Origin of the sequence: Paenibacillus sp. FSL R5-0749 (assembly GCF_038595085.1) — a bacterium.
In the GTDB taxonomy this organism is placed as follows: Bacteria; Bacillota; Bacilli; order Paenibacillales; family Paenibacillaceae; genus Paenibacillus.
Genome location: NZ_CP152005.1, coordinates 3,836,198 through 3,855,149, shown reverse-complemented (window position 1 = coordinate 3,855,149; position 18,952 = coordinate 3,836,198). Strand labels below are relative to the sequence as shown.

Genomic DNA, 18,952 nt, shown 5'->3' with positions numbered 1-18,952 from the left:
AGTTTCCTCATTTTGTATCGCTTAGGCGAAACGGGATGGGGATTTTTTATATAGAAGGACAAAGGGAGATAACAGCCGGAGAAGGTTGGTATTTCCTTCATATATGGGTAAGTATTAAGGGGCATGATTAACATAATTAGGGAGCCGGGGTTGCGGCTAAGCCAAATATGAAATATATTTGGGGTTGTGACATGCCATCAGACAGAAGAGAGGGGATGTATCATGAACACACCATTACATACGAATTCAGAGCATCAAAATGCAGCCTTTGGATTTGCTTTGGCTGACTCAACCGTACTGGCGGAGGCTCAGTTGCTTGTTACAGATTCAGAGGCTTCACAAACCTTACAGTTGGATATAGATCCACAGCGCCTTTTGAAGGATGGACGTAAAGTATCTGTCATTGCACAACCGTTGGAATCACCCGTCAATCGACAAGACGCCCATATCATCTATGGTCAGGAGCTGGCATACGTACAATATGCAGTTAACCTGAAACCAGATAGCACGATCTCGATTGCTTCAATTGAAGGTGTTGAACAGCCTGTTCATCTGGGTTGGTCAGCATTTACAGAAGGGGAATACGAACTTCGAATCTCCCTGCATATGAAAACACCCCGTATTGCTGAAGGCACGCTCGAACCTGAGCAGATTGCCATGGTTAAGTACGCGCAGGTGATTACCGTATATATATCGCTTTTCCCGGCAGAAGCAGCGTCGTTGAATTCACCATCTCAAGCTGTATGGAGCAGAAACCATCATGTTTTTGACTCCTACGGTAGAGGAGGATTCATTCTTGCTGACCTGCCTCGGCTCGCTAAGCGTGTAGAAGAACTGATTGGACCGGGTAACCATAATCTGATTGAACAATTTGCGGAAGGGGATCTGTCAGATACTTTATTAGAAGAAGGTCTGATGGCGATGGCTTGGGGCGTGACTCCCTGGTGTTATTCACTCTATTCTGCACCAGACAAGCAGTCCGCTCGAATGATAGCTGTAGACAAGCTGGGGGATGAACCTGAACGGCAAGGGATCTACTGTATGGACCCGTCCATTCAGCAATTAAGTATCGTGCCGGCGAATGAACTGGCTTACTGGCCTGCATGTGTTCAGAACGATTGGCCTGTTATCGATGTGGTAGGTGAAGGTGAGACTTTGCATATGGATATGTATACTCAGATCTGTGAATCCGTGAATGGGCTGCATGAGAATCCATTGCCATCGTTTGTACTTACGCGCAGTCAAGGCAAACCCGAAGCGATCCTTCCGCTGATTGACATTGTTATAGTGGAAGAAACATAGGGTTTGTGTTCAGCAGAGCCAATTTTAACCGAATCGAGGTGACGTAGACAGATGATGACTGAGGAGATCCAGGAGCAATATGCGGACGAGCTAGAAGCTTTTCACATATGGATGAAGGACGCCGGTTATACAGGCCATACGGTAAAATCATACACGGGTGACGTGGTGGAATTCCTGGTCTCCATTCAAGGAAAGTCACTGGAGCAGGTCAAAAAGCTGCATGTGTTGTCTTTTCTGTCCCGTGCGCGGGAGCGTGGGGTTAGTGATGCCACGAGAAATCGCAAACATGCGGCGGTGAACTGCTTTTACAAGTCCCTCATTGAACTCGAATTGTTAACGAATAATCCGGCTTTTGGGATTAAAAAATCCAAAACCGAGAAAAACCGTGCGCCCGTTTTCCTGGATGAAAGTGGGCTGACACGTTTTCTGGAGTCGGTAGAAGGCAAGTATCGCACACGCAATCTGGCTGTTTTTCTGCTGATGGGGTATATGGGATTACGGGTTGGAGAAGTGCATGCTTTGGATTGCAAAGACTATAATGCGGAGCGGCGTACATTGGATGTATTTGGTAAAGGTCGTAAATGGCGCTCGCTACCTGTACCGGAGACCGTGGCAAACGTCTTGTCTCAAGCTATGGCAGAGCGTTTGGAACCTTGGCGACCGAAAGAGGAAGCATTGTTTGTCTCGCAAAAAGGAAAGAGACTGTCGATTCGCAGCATTCAGCTCATATCTACGGAAACCTTTGAACGCTTCCAGCACGAATCACCAGCCAATCAGCGTCAAAACTACTCCAGTCATAAGCTGCGTCACTCCTTCGCGACCATGATGTTACGGCGCGGAGCCGACTTGCGAACGGTGCAGGAGCTGCTCGGTCACGCATCGATTCAAACGACAACTGTCTATACACATGTCACCAGTAGGGAAAAAGAAGAGGCTATGGCTCTGCTTGACGTTAAACTTCCGACATATTAAGAAATAAATAACGCTTATTTAATCTGAAGAGAAGTCTGTCCTAGGGACAGGCTTTTATTTGTTTTCATGTGAAGGGGAGAAATAATAACATAATATATATTATGTTAACTTATAATTTAAATAATCATAATCATAATCATAATCATAATCACATTCACAATCATAGTTATAATCAAAATCAAACCAAAGGGGACCATCTGAAGCTTCTCACTGGAAGACTCCAATGGTCCCTTTGGGTATGACAGATATGTTAAATCACAACGGTTAACGTGCTTAATCGTTCACGACATGAATGATAAGCAGTCGGATTATTCCAAGCCAGCGATCTGTTCTTTTAATTTGTTAGCAGAAGCCTGGAAAGCCACTTTCTCGGTTTCATTCAACGGAAGAGGAAGGATCTCGCGCACACCGTTGCGATCAACAACACATGGGACGCCCAGATATACATCCGATACGCCATTGTAATCTTCAAGCAACGTGGACACGTTCAGAACGGAGCCTTCGTTGCCGAGAATTGCAGCTACAATGCGGTCCAGAGCAAGGGCGATCGCATAGGAAGTGGCCCCTTTGGCATTAATAATCTCATACGCTGCATTTTTGGTACGGTCGAAGATATCCTGCTGTGTTTCTTCATCCAATTCCAGATCTGTTCCTGCAACGTTAGCCAGGCTCCATACCGGTACTTCGGAATCACCATGCTCACCAATAATGTGGGCGTGAATACTACGTGGGTCGATCCCTTTATTCTTACCAATGAGGTAACGGAAACGTGCGCTATCGAGCAATGTGCCTGAACCGATGACACGGGAAGCAGGCCATCCGCTTTGTTTCCATGAAGTATAGGACAAAATATCTACAGGATTCGTTGCAATCAACAAAATACCATGAGAATTCACTTCAGTAATACGCTCAATAATTTCTTTGAAAATGCTTGCATTTTTCTTCAGCAGATCAATCCGGGTTTCGCCTGGTTTCTGGGAGGCACCTGCTGTAATAATAATGATATCTGCATCTTTGCAGTCGGAATAATCGCCAGCCCATACTTTCACGCCTCCCGTAAACGGAAGACCGTGGTTCATATCCAGCATTTCGCCGGTTGCCTTATCATGATTCACATCCACAAATACCAACTCGGACGAACGCTGTCTCAACATTAGCGTGTATCCCGTTGTTGTTCCCACCGCACCCATGCCTACAATCACGACACGACTTGGTTTCAATGCTGCACTATTTGTCATGTTCACATCCACTCCTTTTGGGTTATACTCCCATCCATATTAAGGGATTACAGAATAGAAAGCGAGTGTTGTCTATAAAATAGTTCACATTACATGTCTTTTTACCAATTATTCCGTCGAAAAACAGTTTAGGATGAAATGAATGGTAATTAATGTGCAACACTTAGCCCAGATCTTCAGTTGGAAAAAGGGAGTGGGCAGCCCTAGAGGGGGCAATGAGCCTTTTACGCAAGGTTTGTGGTAGAATAGGAGCAGTGGATTCTGATGAATCGTAAATATAACGCCATAGGACAGGCATGCGCGCCTGTATATTGGATGAGAGAGGTGGAACCCACTTGCGTTCGCAATGGATCAAAATCGCGCAGACAGCATTTCTGTCTATAGGTATAGCAGCCTTACTGGCTGCATGCACCGACTCAGATCAACCTCCGGAAGCAGAACCTCCGCAGCAGCAGGAGGATGCTGGGAATACAGGGCAGACATTAACTGTCGTTCCCCCTGTCAACAGTACAGAATCTGCGGATATGGCCAAGTATCAAATACAGACCCGTTTGACCGATTTCCAGTTGCTTAATGACAATGGAGGGTTGGCATGGGGGGTGACGCGTAATGCGCTGCGTCTGTACTATACACAGGATCAAGGAAAGACCTGGACCAATATTTCACCTTCGGAAAATGTACAGTTTCCGGCTAACCCTCAATATGGACAAAGCATTTATTTTGTAGATCGTACGCACGGTTGGATTGTTCGCGAAGGCATGGGTGGAACAGACACCATGGTGCTTCGTACCAATAATGGAGGGGTAAGTTGGAGTCTATCATCGCTTTCCAAGACGGATAAAGTGACTGCGATCTCCTTTGTATCTCCTGAAAAAGGATGGATTCTCACCACGGTGGATACCGCTATTGGTAAGCAGGACAAGAAACTGTACTTTACCGAAGATGGTGGAATCACCTGGAATCGGATGTCTTCCAGTGATGAAGATGGCAAAAAGGAAGCAGAAGAGATTTCTCAACGTGGATACACAACAGGTATGACCTTCTCCGATCCGAAGCATGGTTTCCTGACGGCGATTGAGTTCGGCACACCGAAGTTGTACGTAACGTCAGACGGTGGAGAGAACTGGGATAAAGGACCATCTTTCTTTGATCGAAACAAATTCAACGGGTGTGGTAATTTTAGTGTCAGTTCACCCCAATTTTTCGGACGTGAAGCACAGTCAGCCTGGATGTCAATGTCCTGTTCTCAAGGGGAGAGCACGACATTTAATGGTTTTTTCACTACAGATGGTGGAAAGAGCTGGAAGCTATCCAATTTTACTTTGAATAAACAAACGGGTCCGAATCGTAACCTTTCACCGGTATTTCTGAACGCTCTAGAAGGTTGGGCGATGCAAAAGGGCATAACCTACCACACCAAGGATGCGGGCAAAACATGGAGCGCTCTTCCTGCGAGCAGTGTACTGGAGAAAATTCTTGAAGACTATCCGGAGATCGTGAAGATTCAGATGATTACCTCCAAACTTGGCTGGATATTGGTTGAGAATACAGATGCCAAAAGATCGTTGTTATTGCAAACGATGGACGGCGGTGTACATTGGAAAGTGCTTTAAAAGTAGAGTGTTATCGATGTGATTAAATATAGGGAAAGTGAGGAGCCGAAAGGTTCCTTTTCTTTTTTTGTTTAGTTTGTGAAATAAATCACAAATAAAGCTGTTAGAAAGTGATATATTTAACTCAACAAGAGAAGGAGTGATGAAGATGAGAACCAACGGTCAGACTCAATTCACGCAGGCGGATGATTTAACCAGATATATGCTTCAATTATGCTACACATGTGATGATGCCAATCGTTGTACGACAGAAGAAGCAGTGAAGGCTTGCATGGCAGAACACGCAAAGGCAGACCAGCCCGAACCAGCCGAAGGTGGAGAAGTAACTCGCGGGTTTATGGATATGATGTACGCTTAGTCATCAAAACTGATCAAAAAAAAGCTGATATATCAACGTTTTGCCCCCTGCTGGGGGCTTTCTTTTTTTGAAAACAACTGAAAAAATCACATTTCCACAGGCGCACTCATATCACTTCACAGTACTATGCTCGAAGGGAAAAATTAGTTTACGTACTTTCCATAATCCGGTATGGCAATACGGTCAAATTCATTAACCAGTTTTCTCAGACTTGTTGTTAGTAATTCACCAGACATCGGTAGTCCATGGCCAGTTACAGCAACCAATGGCTTTAAACTCTCAAGTTTAACAACAGATTGCTTTGCAGCTTCCCAATCTGTTGTTAAATAGCGAGGGGGTCCACTTATCTCCAATTCCTGATTTAATACTTTATACATATACTCTTGTTTTACAGTAGCAAAGGCGTCACCTGCGATTAATGCTCCGTCACTTTCCCTAAACAACGAAACATGACCGGGAGAATGTCCTGGGGTATGAATCCACCTAAATCCTGGCATATGGGGTACAGTTCCGTTCGGAGGTAACGTTTGTACATGACTTCCAAGGTTTATTGGTTCGTTAGGAAAAGCTGGGGACATCTTTGCTACCAAACCACCTTCAACCGTAGGGTCTGGTTCCGGGTAGCTTTTAACCCCTGTGAGGAAGGGGATCTCCAATGGATGTGCATAAACCGGAACTCCCCAGTGTTCTACGAGTTCGATCACCCCTCCGACATGATCAAAGTGTCCATGGGTCAAAATTACTGCTTTGGGCCGGCTGTTTGCACCGAAACGTTCCTCAATGACAGAAATTATTTCATTTGCTGACTTTGGCATTCCGGCATCTACTAAAACGAAATCGTCAGATTTCGGGTTACCTACTAAACAGATATTTACAATTTGAATCGTGTAGCAAAATAAATCAGGTCGTATTTCAGTCCCCACACCACTTCCCACTGAAGTTACAGGAATAAACTTGTAATCTGTACCGTAATTCAATTCTTCTTTCATTAGCTCATCCTCCTTATCGATGTTAAATTGACTTGCTGTAGTATACCCAGAAGTTTAGAATTATCCGATTTCCGTACCCTTCCGCAGGCGGATTAGCAAACAATTAATGGACAAAACTAGCGCATTTTACATGCATGTCGCTGTGCAAAAAATGAATCCATTATACCATTGGTATTTTTTTACTTACGAATATGTATCTCATGAACATGGAACTATACTTCTGGTGGTCATTAAAATTTGAAGGAGCTGTTTTGATGGGAATATTAAGTGGTAATCCCAAAAATGAACCTATGCATTACGGTGAAATCTTCAGCGTATGGCAATGTTCAACGGTTGCGAAGGGGGCACTTTCCTTTTACCAAGCATTTTCTAATCATGCAGGAGATAAAGATTTGAAAAAAATATTGGAGGCACTAATTGATCAAGCTAAACTTGAGATCAAGGAGTGTGATACTCTCCTCATTGATAACGGAATTGCTACAACACCAGTTTTACCAGAAAGACCTCCAGTAAAACTGGAAGACATTCCTGTTGGTGCAAGGATTACAGATCCTGAGATAGCAGCAAGTATTGCTTCTGATACTTCAATGGGATTGGTTGCTTGTAGTCAAGTTATGGGCCAATCCATTAGAGAAGATATCGGAGCCTTATTTGCGAAATATCACGTTACCAAAACCGCGTTAGGCCTTCGTATTCTCCAAATGAGTAAAGAAAAAGGGTGGCTTATTCCTCCGCCTCTTCAAGTGAAAAGACCGGAAGCTGTGGAAGTTTAAAAATGAAAAAGGATCCCTGCTGACATTAAAAGTTAGCAGGGATTTTTATATTTTAAAATAAATTATGTTGCTGGATTGATATGTAACCATATATTATTCCATAGGACACCTCTCTCTAACTGCTCGATGCTTTCTTTCCGCTGCCCAAAGCAGGGAGGATGCGTAATATGATTCAATATATAAGTGATACTTTTAATAACTAAAACTCAGATGGGAAGTAATAAATCAACTTGTATAACTACAAACTTATGTCAGCGAAAAGATAGTAAGATGGGTCTGATATAACGCTTAGCTATATTCACGGAGAACGCTCCTGAGGTTCTTTTTGATTTGGAGTGAAATGTATGCGCTTTTAAATGTACTTCGCAAATATTGCAGCATGGGTTATTATAGAAATAATTAAGGTAATTTTCTCAAAATGTGGAATTGATTTAAGCCACCACTATCGGACCGTAAATTATCAACCTAAGTGAATACTTTGGCCAAAGCTGGATTTGCCATTGAGCAATTGATTGAGGAATCTGATGATGAATTAATGCAACTACAAAATAAAGACATGAAAACTATAGTAGATAATAAGGGTGTAGCGAATGAAGATTAATCAAAAATATTCCTATGTTAATAAAGCAATCACTTCTGTTCTTGTACTTGTATTCATCATAATGACATGTCCGGGATCTGTGCGCGCTGAGGTAGAGCAGGTGGAGACAACACCCTCCAGAATTGCGTTGTCTTCACTAGAGGAAACGATTGATTCATATGTGGCCACGAATCAAAAGAAAACCGCTGCCGTATCGGTTGTAGCTATCAAGAACGGTGAGACGATTGTGAATAAGGCCTATGGTTACGCAGATTTTGAGCAAAAGAGACAGGCAGACACCTCTACTGTATTTGAATGGGGTTCAACCTCTAAACTGTTGGTCTGGACGAGTGTTATGCAACATGTAGAGCAGGGGAAGCTTGATTTGGATACCGATATTCAGGAATATTTACCAGAAGGGTTTCTTAAGAAGCTTGAATACGATGCTCCCATCACCCTAAGGAACCTAATGCATCATAACGCAGGGTGGGAGGATAGATTGATCGATTTATGGTATTCATCCGAGAGTGATATTGTGGAGTTAGGTGAAGCTTTACAAAAATTTGAGCCAAGGCAGATTGATCAACCTGGGAGTGTCGTTGCTTATTCGAACTATGGTACGGCTATGGCTGCTTACATCGTTGAAGTGCAAAGCGGACAACCCTTTTATAAATATGTAAATGAACATATATTTAAACCGCTGAATATGAAAGAAACTTCGATGCACCCGTCACAGCATGATAATCTAAACGTCTTGAAAAAGAGAAATGAGATTCAAGGGTACACTACGAGTCTGAAACTCATCCCTAAGAACAGAGCATACATAAGCTTATACCCTGCGGGGGCCGCCATTGGCACAGCAGAGGATGCAGCTAAATTTCTCGCAGCTTTAATGCCGGTGGATCATAGCAATTTATTATTCACGAATAAGGAAACGTTAGACGAGATGCTGTCACCAAGTCTATATTATGATGGAACTTCTAATCCTCGAATTGCACATGGCTTCTTTGAAGTGGAGTACTGGGTGCCTGCACTTGAACACGCTGGAAGTACGGCGGGATTTACAAGTAAATTTGTTATTGACCCGGAGTCTAAATTTGGGTTAGTGGTCATGACAAACCAGTCCAATGAAATGGCTTATAGCGTTGGTCTTGTCCAAAAAGTGTTTGGAAGTAGCTTCAGTACAAATTCGGTTACATCTGAGAGTGGAGGATATTATCTGCCTGCGCGACGGGTCGTTTCCGGTTTTACGAAGGCATATTCAATGTTAAGTCTGCAGAAGTATACAACATTTGACCTTAGTAACTTTGCAAATGTTGTTGAGCGTAACGGGACTATTGAGAAGGTCTCCATTCCTTATAATGACTTTTTGCCCGTATCCAACTTGACGATAAACTTGATCAAAGCATCTTTTATTGCGCTTGCAGTAGCCATCCTGCTCAGTTTGAGAGCGATAATTGGCTATTTTATTAGGTTATCCAAATACAAATTAAAAAACTGGGAAAGACCCGGTACAGGCTTTGATAAGTATCATATTGCTATTAATATTTCCAGTTTAGCATTGATTTTAAATACGACCCTATTGTTCATGCGAGCCTTAGGCTTTGCCCCCTATTCTTCATTACGCGTACATCTCATCTTAAACCTGGTTTATGTGATTCTAGCAGCGGCGTACCTTGTCCTGATGTTCTACAAACTCCTGAAGAGAAGTTACAGCAAAAAGCAAAAGGCGGTATACATCATGTCTGGCATATCTGCTTTCCTGTTTGCTACTTTTATTATGGGATGGGATTTGTACTTTTAGAGCGATATGCAACGTGCACTCAATCAGAAAGGGTACGAAATAACAGAAAGGACGAAACCATGAATATTCAGGATCTCCCCATTGAAATAAAAGAACATATAGGGAAAGTTCAGAAAATCACTTTTCCTAAGCAAGGTCATACTTCTACTGTGGCTATTCTACATACGTTCGACCAGAAGTACATCATCAAGAAGACAGAAAACGATCTCTATAATGAATGGTTATCCGATGAATATCAGGTGCTTCAATACCTTCATCATTCGGGACTCCCTGTTCCAAAGGTATATTCGTTTCATATGGAGGAGACATCGAGATGGCTTCTGATGGATTATATTGACGGAATAAGTTTAAGAGAATTTCTCTCTACAATGCCTGACCTTGAAAGTAAAGAAAAAGCGATTTTTAACTTTGGGCGTTGTTTAAAGAAAATACATGAATGTTCTTGTCCTGTTGAATTATTGAGTAATGACAGTCCTTGGTTAGATACAATGCTTAGCAAAGCAGAATATAATCTAACTCATTTTGCGGTAGACGGCTCAGCAGAACGACTTCAACAGTTGAAAGAAGCACGGCCAAGACCAATAGATAATACTTTTATTCATGGAGATTTTACTATAGATAATGTGCTAGTTAATGATTGCAATATTGTTGGAGTTATTGACTGGGCAGGAGCGGCATATGGCGATCCAAGATATGATGTAGCATTAGCCATTAGACCGAAACCTAATGCGTTTGATAATGAAAGAGATAAAGAAATATTTTATAACGGGTATGGAAAGTTAAGAATAACGGATGAAGAATACAATTATTTTGAAGACGGGATATATAACTTCTTTTAGTTTGGTTTTATATTATTATATTCCAACGTATATCAATCTCTATAGAAGGAGTAAAACAAATGAGCCCTCCAAAACATATCGTATCTGCCGCTGCAATCGTGATCAACGACAAAAATGAATTATTACTTATTAGAGGCCCACGAAGAGGATGGGAAATGCCGGGTGGTCAAGTGGAGGAAGGAGAATCTCTTAGTCAAGCTGCAATTAGAGAGACGAAAGAAGAATCTGGCATCGACATTGAAATCATCAAATTCTGCGGCATCTTTCAGAATATCGAAAATTCAATATGTAACACATTATTTTTAGCCAAACCAATAGGTGGGGAATTAACGACATCATCGGAGAGTTTAGACTCTGGTTTCTTTCCAATGGAAGAAGCCATTTTAAAAGTCGAATGGAAAAACTTCAGAGAAAGAATAGAGTTTTGTTTAAACCCTGAGATGCAACCTTTTTGCATTGAGTTCAGTGATAAGAGTAATATTTAATGTTTCCGGAAAGGAAGTCAATCAATGAAACGAGTCGATGTAGTTTACTCACTACTGACCAATCCATCCAAGTCTAAAGTGCTTGCAGTAAAGAATGTAGGGCGTTCAAGCTGGTCGCTGCCTGGCGGAGCTGTTGAAGCTGGTGAATCATGGGAACAAGCAGCAATCCGGGAAGCCCAAGAAGAAACGGGACTTGATGTTAGCGTGCACGGTATTGTAGCAATCAACGAGTGTAAATTTGAAGAAATACAGGAACATGCGATTTTTATCACATTCAGAGCAGAAATTGTCGGAGGGGGAGAAGGGATATCAAGACCAGATGAAATCTCTGAGATGGCATGGTTGGATATTACACAGGCAGATGAGCTCATGCCGTACTACAAGAGCGGCTTTAAAAGCTTACTTAATGGCCATGAGATTACATATTTCAACGAAGGTAACAAGTGATGTTCTGGATGTAGTGTATAAATGGGAGGCTGACAGATGAACAAGAACCGTGTTTATGAAACAAACAGCTTCTATTGGGATACAAGAGGGAATGACTATTTGAGAGCAATCGTGCTTCCGCATTATGGAGCATTCATATCAGAAGAAAAATACCAACTATTTGGGGATGTCTCAGGATTAAAAATGTTAGAGGTGGGCTGTGGAGATGGCCAATCCTTGCAGTATCATGGGGATCACAATGCTGGTGAACTGTGGGGTATGGATATATCACAGAAACAGATAGAAAAGACACAACAACACTTGAGGATACACGGTATTTCGGCAACATTGATATGTTCACCCATGGAAGAGGAATGTGGAATTCCTACGAATTATTTTGACGCTGTGTATTCAATTTATGCCATCGGTTGGACTACTGATCTTCAAGGTACTTTCAGCAGAATCGCTTCTTATTTAAAGAAAGATGGCATTTTTATTTTCAGTTGGTCTCATCCAATTCATAGATGTGTCGTTGAAGAAAACGATAGATTTGTCTTCAATAAGCCATATTCTGATGAATCGTGGTATGCGGTATCTCCTGACTTTGTTCAGGGTGAACTAACTTTAGCGGATCGGCAAATATCAACCTATATCAATTCGTTGGCAAAAGCGGGATTTGTCATTGAACACATGATCGAGGAATCCGATGAGGATATCATGCAATTACATGATAATAGCGATAATCTCCTTAAAAGAGTGAAGGTGTTACCTGTAACTTTTGTGATCAAAGCGAGGAAACTTTAGAAGCGGACTTAGTTATCGGGGGAACTTATATGAACAAAATACCTTTATTTATAGTGACAGGCGCAAGTGGAACAGGAAAAACAACGATCTCTTCGCTTGTTCGCAAGCTGCTTCCCGAAATTGACGTCTTTGATATGGATATCATCAATAATGTGGATTGGCAGATTGCCAAAGAGAATTGGTTGAGGATTGCGTATAGCATATCCCTAAGTGGACGAGGAACCGTTTTATGCGGAACGATGGTGCCGGAAAACATTGCATCGTCCGACTACATCGATCGATTCGATCAGATTCTATATATGAATTTGCATTGTGACGACGTTACTCGCGAGACGCGTTTAAGAGCTCGTGGGTGGGATGAGAACTCGATCGAAGATCACAAGGATTTTGCAAATTGGCTACTCCAGAATTCGGAAACTGCATTTGACCCGCCCATGCAAAAAATCGAAACGGCAGAACTTACAGCAGAGGAAGTAGCTGAACAGATTAAAGAATGGGTTCTAAAAAACTGGTGCGAGGAATGAACACCTAAAATAACCTTATAGTTAGATTGAGTGGGAGGAACAGATGTTACCTTTTCAAGTAAATGAATCTATTGTATTAAAGCTGATCGAATCTCAAGATCGAGATGTGTTGTATGCATTAATAGATGAGAATAGAAAGCACTTGAGAACGTGGTTACTCTGGGTTGATAAACGGCAATCGCCCCAAGATTTAGATTCTGTAATAGAGTTATGGACACGTAATTATGAAGAGCGAAACGGTTTTGATTCCGGAATATGGTTTAATGGACAATTGGTCGGGATGATAGGGTTGCACTATATTGATTGGAACAATAGAGCAACGAGCATTGGATATTTTTTAGCTGAGTCAGCACAAGGTAAAGGAATTATTACCAAATCGATAGAACAATTGCTTCAATATCTCTTCAACGAGTTGAAGTTAAATCGTGTAATCATTCAATGTGCAGAAAACAATTTTAAAAGCAGAGCCATACCTGAGAAAATCGGATTTACTAATGAGGGTATATCGCGAGAAGCTCAATGGGTTTACGATCATTACGAGAATATATTGACTTATAGTCTGTTATCTGGTGAATGGGATACTTAAACGGTAGAGTATATCGTCTGCTAAGCGAAGGAGGGCACGGATTGTTTCTCAATGGATTACTTTGGTTGATCATCCTCTGGGTGATATCTATCTATTTCAGTTTTCCCAAGAAAGATCGCATGAACAGCGTCAACGTTCCAAGTACATATTACATTCAATCTTCCAATCAACTGGATATGCAAAAGAATAATGAATGTGCTGCATTTTCCAGTGCGTTCGTCTTGAGACATTTCGGTTTGGAGTCCAACGGAACTAAGCTTTATGAATCCTATCCTCGCAAATTACTGGATGGCACCGTATATCCGAAAGCGGTTGTTGTTTTTTTCAGAAAGCTAGGATACCAGGCAATGTACTTACGTGGTAATGTGAATACGTTGAAGCAACAGATCAGCCAAGGGGTGCCTGTTATTTTATTTATTAAAGTCCATGCCAAACAACGTTACTTGCATTTTGTTCCCGTTGTTGGTTATGATGAAACGCATTTTTATTTGGCAGAATCGTTAGATCACAAGGTTAATTGTGATGAAGAGTATTACAACCGAAAAATCAGCATCAATGAACTCAACACGGTATGGAGGTCATGGTTGCCCTTTTGTCAGAACTCATATATCGTCGTACATCCGAAGAAGACTTAAGAAGGCCCACTCGAGGGAAAGGAATTTACTTTGAACGAACGAATTGGCATTATTCGAAAAATCTGCAGGGTTAAGACATGAAACTCATGCCCAATTGGCATGAGTTTTTCTGTGAACAAATCTACTCACGTAAACAAGTTCGCTTTAATCGCTGGTTATGAAATATAGATAAAACGTATAGGCAGTTGCTACCGAATTTATAGTTTTTCTTATAAATCAGGCTAAGCTTTTTAATTAATTGGTTGTTCGTCCACGCATCTATTTATCTACATACGTACGTTAAACTATGTCCATAGGGAGGTGTCCACACGGTGAGTCATTCAGAAGTGAAGAAACGAATGAAGAGAAAAAAGGCAACATTACATCCGTGTAAACTTAAAAGAAAAGAACGCCGATTGAAAGTGGTTAAGAAGTTCGTTCACGTAAAATGTCCGCCTCCAGAAGTGAATATATCTACCCCTACTGTCGTTGGTCCAACAGGACCGCAAGGGATACAAGGCGTGCAGGGTGTACAGGGTATTCCAGGTAAACAAGGGGTAGAAGGGCCACCTGGAGCTCAAGGACCAGCGGGAGGGCCGCCTGGACCACAAGGACCTCAGGGACAGCCTGGTCCTGCTGGAGCCGTAGGCTCTCAAGGTCCGGTCGGACCTGCTGGCCCCATGGGAGCCCAGGGCATTCCGGGAGAAGCAGGGGCTGTAGGGCCACAGGGTCCGCAAGGTAATCCTGGGCCTGCCGGTGCAATTGGAGCTCAAGGTTTTCCTGGTCCCCCTGGAGCTGTTGGGCCGACGGGTGCGACAGGAGCAGCGGGCCCGGCAGGCACAGCCGGTGCAGCAGGAGTGGCAGGCCCTGCTGGAGCAGTAGGCCCGGCAGGACCAGCCGGTGCAACAGGAGCAACAGGCCCTGCTGGAGCTGCAGGCACAGCTGGTGCAACAGGAGCGGTAGGCCCTGCTGGAGCAGTGGGCGCGACAGGAGCGACAGGAGTAGCTGGTCCCGCTGGGGCAACAGGATCTACAGGAGCGACCGGAGCAGCCGGAAGCGTGCTGGGATTCGCTGACTTTTTCGCACTGATGCCACCTGATAATGCTGCAACGGTTGCTCCCGGTACGGATGTAAGCTTTCCTCAGGATGGGCCAACAAGTGGAACAACTATCGCCCGCACGGGGCCTAGTTCATTCAATCTGGCAGCCATTGGTACGTATCAGATTTTGTTCCAAGTGAGCATCAATGAAGCGGGTCAATTAATCTTGACCCTCAATGGGGCAGATTTGGCCCCTACAGTAGTTGGGCGAGCTACGGGTACGTCTCAGATTGTGGGTATGGCCTTGGTACAGACAACCGTGATTAATTCTATTCTGACCGTTCGAAACCCGGCTGGTAATTCTACTGCGTTAACAATTACGCCACTTGCGGGCGGAACAAGACCTGTATCGGCACATCTTGTGATCACACAATTAGCATGAGTCCGTTATCAGCCCTGGCTAAGTGTACTTTGCTTTATTAAATAGGCATCCCCAATGTAACATTGGTGTGCTTGAACGGAGATCTCAGTGCTTTACTCAGGCTGTTATCTCCGTTGGGGCTGATGTTGTACATATTAATTAGATTTGAAGACCAAAAAATAATATTAGCCCTGTTTCGGTAGCAGGTAGAGGACAAGAGTTATTCAATGAAGCATACCTATTCATTTACTCCTTCTTTGATTTAATTGTTCAAATATTTAATCGGGTTAACAAGTTCCGTGTCCGTCCGCATATACATTACAGGAGACGGGTCAAGACTCCGGCTGTCCTAAGTTGTATGAACGGAGGGAGAGACATGGGCATTGAATCATCCTGGATGTTTGATTTGTTTGGAACCGTCTTTCCGGTTGTATTTGTTCTGATTATAGGTATAGTCCTTCTGTCGATGGGAAAAGAGGTATGGAGGTGGGGACGCAACAACTCGGAGCCGCTGTTGACCGTGCCTTCACGAATCACCAGCAGACGGATGAAGTTGAGCCAGACGCAATCTGAACCAGGCAGTACAGCACGAACGTTATACTACGTCACCTTTGAAGTGGAGAGTGGAGATCGACTCGAATTCAAAGTTAATGGCGAAGAGTATGGTTTGTGTGCTGAGGGAGACGAAGGACGGCTCTCGTTCAAAGGAACGCGTTATGTAGGCTTCGAGCGATATAATCGTGTGTATTCCGAACGCCTACGGGGTTAAACTAAGCAGCTTGCGCCAGGATGGCGTGAGCTTTTTTTGATTATTTGCTGGACAAGCGTTTCTTAATGGCTTTAACGTGTATTTATATAAGAAGAGGCATACTGAGATTATGATCAAAGGATCATTACCATAGAGGAGGCAATGAACATGTCATTTACAGACCAGGTTGTTGTTGTAACCGGTGCGGCACAGGGAATTGGACGGAGTGTGGCTGAGGCTTACGCGGTCGCCGGTGCCAAAGTTGTACTTGCTGACTACCAGGAAGCGGAGGGTGCGGCAGCTGCGGCTTCCATTCGTAATGAAGGTGGAGAAGCCATTTTTGTCCAATGTGATGTTCGGAGTGAGCGGGACATTACGAACCTTTTTCGCACAACCGTGGAAGAGTTCAATCAAATTGATGTGTTGGTGAATAATGCAGGACTCGCCAAATGGAAGTCCCCCTATGAGCTAACGCTGGAAGAATGGGACGATGTACTCAATACGAATGTGAGAAGTTGCTTTTTGGCAAGTCGGGAAGCAGCCAAACATATGAAAAGCAATGAGCACGGGGGTGCCATTATCAACATGGCTTCTACACGTGCACTGATGTCTGAGCCGGATACCGAAGCTTATGCCGCATCCAAAGGAGCAATAGTAGCTCTCACGCATGCGCTGGCGGTCTCACTGGGTAAAGACCAAATTCGGGTCAATTGTATCAGTCCGGGATGGATTGAGACGGGTGACGTGGAGAAATTGAAGAAGGAGGATCATGAACAGCATCCATCCGGTCGAGTGGGTGTTCCTTCGGATATCTCCCGTGCTTGTCTATATTTATCTGATCCAAGCAATACCTTTGTCACAGGGACCAACCTCGTTATTGATGGAGGCATGACCCGAAAAATGATATATGAGGACTAGAACCGGGATCGATCCGGGCGAGCCCGCCACTATACCAACTTAAGAGTAATAAGCCCAAGTTAAGCACTTGGGCTTATTTGTTTTTAATAACTCGGTTGCTATAATAAATGTGATTTTACAACCGTAGAGGAATGGAGGGAGTATATGTTCGGGAAACAATCCCGGAAGGTATTTTGGCTGTTACTGCTGATCGGAGGGATGATAATGATAGGGAATGAGTCACCTGCTGAAGCTGACGGCGCGGATATACGGGCAGCCTGGGTATGGCAGGCACAGTCTGTTAGCAACGGAGATGAGCTGTTGGCCAATGCAGCTAGACATAAGATAAACAGGCTATACGTAAATGTAGACATTACGCTGTCCAAGGAGGTATACCAGACGTTTATAGCCAAAGCCAGCCGTGCAGGTATCGCGGTTGAAGCGCTAGGAGGCGATCCATCCTGGGCAGTCAGTGGCCGTGAAGGCCCCATGCTCAGATTAGCGTCCTGGGTAAGTGACTACAATCAGGCTGCTGAGCCCAACGAGCAATTTGATGCCATACATCTGGATATCAAGCCCTATGTGTTATCAGCTTGGCAAGAAGATGCCAAGCCACTGGTACAATCCTGGGTGGCCAATATGAATCTGTTATTTGAGCAAGTGAGACAGAATGGCGCGGTTGCCGTGAATATGGACCTCCCATTTTGGCTGGATTCCTATACTATCACAGGGAATAGAGTTTCGGAGGATGCAGATAACGAACCATTGTCACGTTGGTTCATCGAACAAGTGGATCATGTCACTTTACTCGCTTACCGTGATAACGCACAAGGAAACAACGGTATCATACGTTTAATTGAACAGGAAATGAACTGGGCCGACGCCAGCAATGTGAGTGTCACGGTTGGGTTGAACACCAAACCAATGCCTGGCGAGGAATTCACGACTTTTGCCGGTAAAGGTGCAGCGCAGCTGGAAAGCGTTATTGAAGAAGTTGCCTCCGCATTCAGTGAACATACTTCATACGCCGGTTCTGCTGTACATGACATCGTATACTGGGGACAACTGGAGCCTTCAGAACTGCCATTACCGGAGATTCCAGCCAATCAGCCCGAGATTCGGGGGACGTATATCTGGGAGGCCTCTCAGGTGACGAATGACGGGGGAGAGCACATACTAGAGTTTGCCAGAGCGCAAAATATTAACTGGTTGTATGTTCGTTTAGATCTGGATCAACCGTATTCGAGTTACCGCAGTTTTGTAAAACGGGCCAATGCACAGGGCATTGAAATCCATGCCATGGGCGGACATCCGATCTGGGGCAAAAAGGAAAACCGTCCACGCATTCAGCGCCTGATTGATTATGTGAAAAACTATAATGCGGAATCCGAGCCGGATGAACGATTTGAAGGTATCCATCTGGATATTGAACCTTACACTTTGCCGGAATGGGAGAATAATCGGGACACCCTGTTGACCGAATGGGCAGCCAACATTACATTTTTCCAGGAAGAAACGAAGAAGGACAGTGATCTCGAAACAAGTGCAGACCTTGCTGTATGGCTGGATACCTTCCCGTTGCCGGGAAAAGACATGTCTGTGACAGAGTTTATGATTGATACACTTGATCATGTGTCGATGATGGCATTCCGTAATCAGGCAGAAGGGTCCAATGGCATTGCTGCTGTTGTGAGTCAGGAGATGGAGATTGCAGATCGTCTGGGCAAAAGGTTAATGATTTCGGTAGAAATGAAGCAGAACCATGAAGGTCAGCATATTTCTTTTTATGAGAAAGGGGCGGCGGAAATGGAACTTCAGCTCGCCAAGCTTCCGGATCTGCTGGCTGAGCATCAGGCTTACCAAGGCAACATTGTACATGCCTATGATTATTGGATTGAAGCCAAGCCTTAAACCGGCGAGTATTATAAGAAACGAATTGC

Annotated in this window: 20 protein-coding genes; 18 read left to right on the top strand and 2 right to left on the bottom strand. The window is 43.7% G+C overall.

Annotation, left to right across the window (positions count from 1 at the left end):
- The first annotated feature begins 222 nt into the window (after positions 1-222).
- Both MKY85_RS16955 and MKY85_RS16950 read left to right on the top strand, forming a co-directional pair.
- Positions 223-1,302, top strand: a complete 1,080-nt coding sequence (locus tag MKY85_RS16955) for a hypothetical protein (protein WP_342570250.1) — start codon at positions 223-225, stop codon at positions 1,300-1,302.
- A gap of 51 nt (positions 1,303-1,353) precedes the next feature.
- Positions 1,354-2,274: a tyrosine-type recombinase/integrase gene (locus tag MKY85_RS16950; protein WP_342570249.1), complete on the top strand. Its 921-nt coding sequence runs from the start codon at positions 1,354-1,356 to the stop codon at positions 2,272-2,274.
- Between the two features lie 308 nt (positions 2,275-2,582).
- On the opposite strand, the gene MKY85_RS16945 is transcribed toward MKY85_RS16950, so the two are convergent.
- The gene (locus MKY85_RS16945) at positions 2,583-3,512 is read right to left on the bottom strand and encodes an L-lactate dehydrogenase (RefSeq protein ID WP_253437053.1); all 930 of its coding nucleotides are present in this window, start codon (positions 3,510-3,512) and stop codon (positions 2,583-2,585) included.
- Positions 3,513-3,847: 335 nt separating this feature from the next.
- Between MKY85_RS16945 and MKY85_RS16940 the strand changes: the two genes are divergently transcribed.
- Positions 3,848-5,125, top strand: a complete 1,278-nt coding sequence (locus tag MKY85_RS16940) for a YCF48-related protein (RefSeq protein ID WP_342570248.1) — start codon at positions 3,848-3,850, stop codon at positions 5,123-5,125.
- A gap of 148 nt (positions 5,126-5,273) precedes the next feature.
- A complete protein-coding gene (locus MKY85_RS16935) occupies positions 5,274-5,483 on the top strand; it encodes a hypothetical protein (RefSeq protein ID WP_339234377.1) in 210 nt (69 codons plus the stop codon).
- A gap of 143 nt (positions 5,484-5,626) precedes the next feature.
- On the opposite strand, the gene MKY85_RS16930 is transcribed toward MKY85_RS16935, so the two are convergent.
- Positions 5,627-6,472 (bottom strand): MBL fold metallo-hydrolase, encoded by an 846-nt coding sequence (locus tag MKY85_RS16930; protein WP_339255787.1) that lies wholly within the window; start codon positions 6,470-6,472, stop codon positions 5,627-5,629.
- A gap of 254 nt (positions 6,473-6,726) precedes the next feature.
- Between MKY85_RS16930 and MKY85_RS16925 the strand changes: the two genes are divergently transcribed.
- The 14 genes from MKY85_RS16925 to MKY85_RS16860 all read left to right on the top strand — a co-directional run bounded on the left by MKY85_RS16925 (position 6,727) and on the right by MKY85_RS16860 (position 18,923).
- Complete coding sequence (locus tag MKY85_RS16925; RefSeq protein WP_342570247.1) at positions 6,727-7,245, top strand: DUF3231 family protein; 519 nt, start codon at positions 6,727-6,729, stop codon at positions 7,243-7,245.
- 478 nt (positions 7,246-7,723) lie between these two features.
- Positions 7,724-7,846 (top strand): hypothetical protein, encoded by a 123-nt coding sequence (locus tag MKY85_RS16920; RefSeq protein ID WP_342570246.1) that lies wholly within the window; start codon positions 7,724-7,726, stop codon positions 7,844-7,846.
- Entirely contained in the window at positions 7,836-9,629 is a 1,794-nt protein-coding gene (locus tag MKY85_RS16915; protein ID WP_342570245.1) for a serine hydrolase domain-containing protein, read from the top strand. Before MKY85_RS16920 ends, MKY85_RS16915 begins: the two co-directional genes overlap by 11 nt.
- Positions 9,630-9,688: 59 nt before the next feature.
- Positions 9,689-10,468 (top strand): phosphotransferase, encoded by a 780-nt coding sequence (locus MKY85_RS16910; RefSeq protein WP_342570244.1) that lies wholly within the window; start codon positions 9,689-9,691, stop codon positions 10,466-10,468.
- Positions 10,469-10,527: 59 nt separating this feature from the next.
- Positions 10,528-10,953: an NUDIX hydrolase gene (locus MKY85_RS16905; protein WP_342570243.1), complete on the top strand. Its 426-nt coding sequence runs from the start codon at positions 10,528-10,530 to the stop codon at positions 10,951-10,953.
- Between the two features lie 24 nt (positions 10,954-10,977).
- On the top strand, positions 10,978-11,400 hold the full coding sequence (locus tag MKY85_RS16900) for an NUDIX hydrolase (RefSeq protein ID WP_339255779.1): 423 nt from the start codon (positions 10,978-10,980) through the stop codon (positions 11,398-11,400).
- A gap of 36 nt (positions 11,401-11,436) precedes the next feature.
- A complete protein-coding gene (locus MKY85_RS16895; protein WP_342570242.1) occupies positions 11,437-12,183 on the top strand; it encodes a class I SAM-dependent methyltransferase in 747 nt (248 codons plus the stop codon).
- 29 nt (positions 12,184-12,212) lie between these two features.
- A complete protein-coding gene (locus MKY85_RS16890) occupies positions 12,213-12,707 on the top strand; it encodes an AAA family ATPase (RefSeq protein WP_339255776.1) in 495 nt (164 codons plus the stop codon).
- Between the two features lie 43 nt (positions 12,708-12,750).
- On the top strand, positions 12,751-13,293 hold the full coding sequence (locus MKY85_RS16885) for a GNAT family protein (RefSeq protein WP_339255775.1): 543 nt from the start codon (positions 12,751-12,753) through the stop codon (positions 13,291-13,293).
- A gap of 41 nt (positions 13,294-13,334) precedes the next feature.
- On the top strand, positions 13,335-13,928 hold the full coding sequence (locus MKY85_RS16880) for a C39 family peptidase (RefSeq protein WP_342570241.1): 594 nt from the start codon (positions 13,335-13,337) through the stop codon (positions 13,926-13,928).
- Positions 13,929-14,239: 311 nt separating this feature from the next.
- Entirely contained in the window at positions 14,240-15,388 is a 1,149-nt protein-coding gene (locus MKY85_RS16875; protein WP_342570240.1) for a collagen-like protein, read from the top strand.
- Positions 15,389-15,743: 355 nt separating this feature from the next.
- On the top strand, positions 15,744-16,136 hold the full coding sequence (locus tag MKY85_RS16870) for a DUF2500 domain-containing protein (RefSeq protein WP_339234346.1): 393 nt from the start codon (positions 15,744-15,746) through the stop codon (positions 16,134-16,136).
- A 147-nt stretch (positions 16,137-16,283) separates the two neighbouring features.
- Positions 16,284-17,033: a glucose 1-dehydrogenase gene (locus tag MKY85_RS16865; protein ID WP_342570239.1), complete on the top strand. Its 750-nt coding sequence runs from the start codon at positions 16,284-16,286 to the stop codon at positions 17,031-17,033.
- 204 nt (positions 17,034-17,237) lie between these two features.
- Positions 17,238-18,923, top strand: a complete 1,686-nt coding sequence (locus MKY85_RS16860) for a hypothetical protein (RefSeq protein ID WP_342570238.1) — start codon at positions 17,238-17,240, stop codon at positions 18,921-18,923.
- The last annotated feature ends 29 nt before the right edge of the window (positions 18,924-18,952 follow it).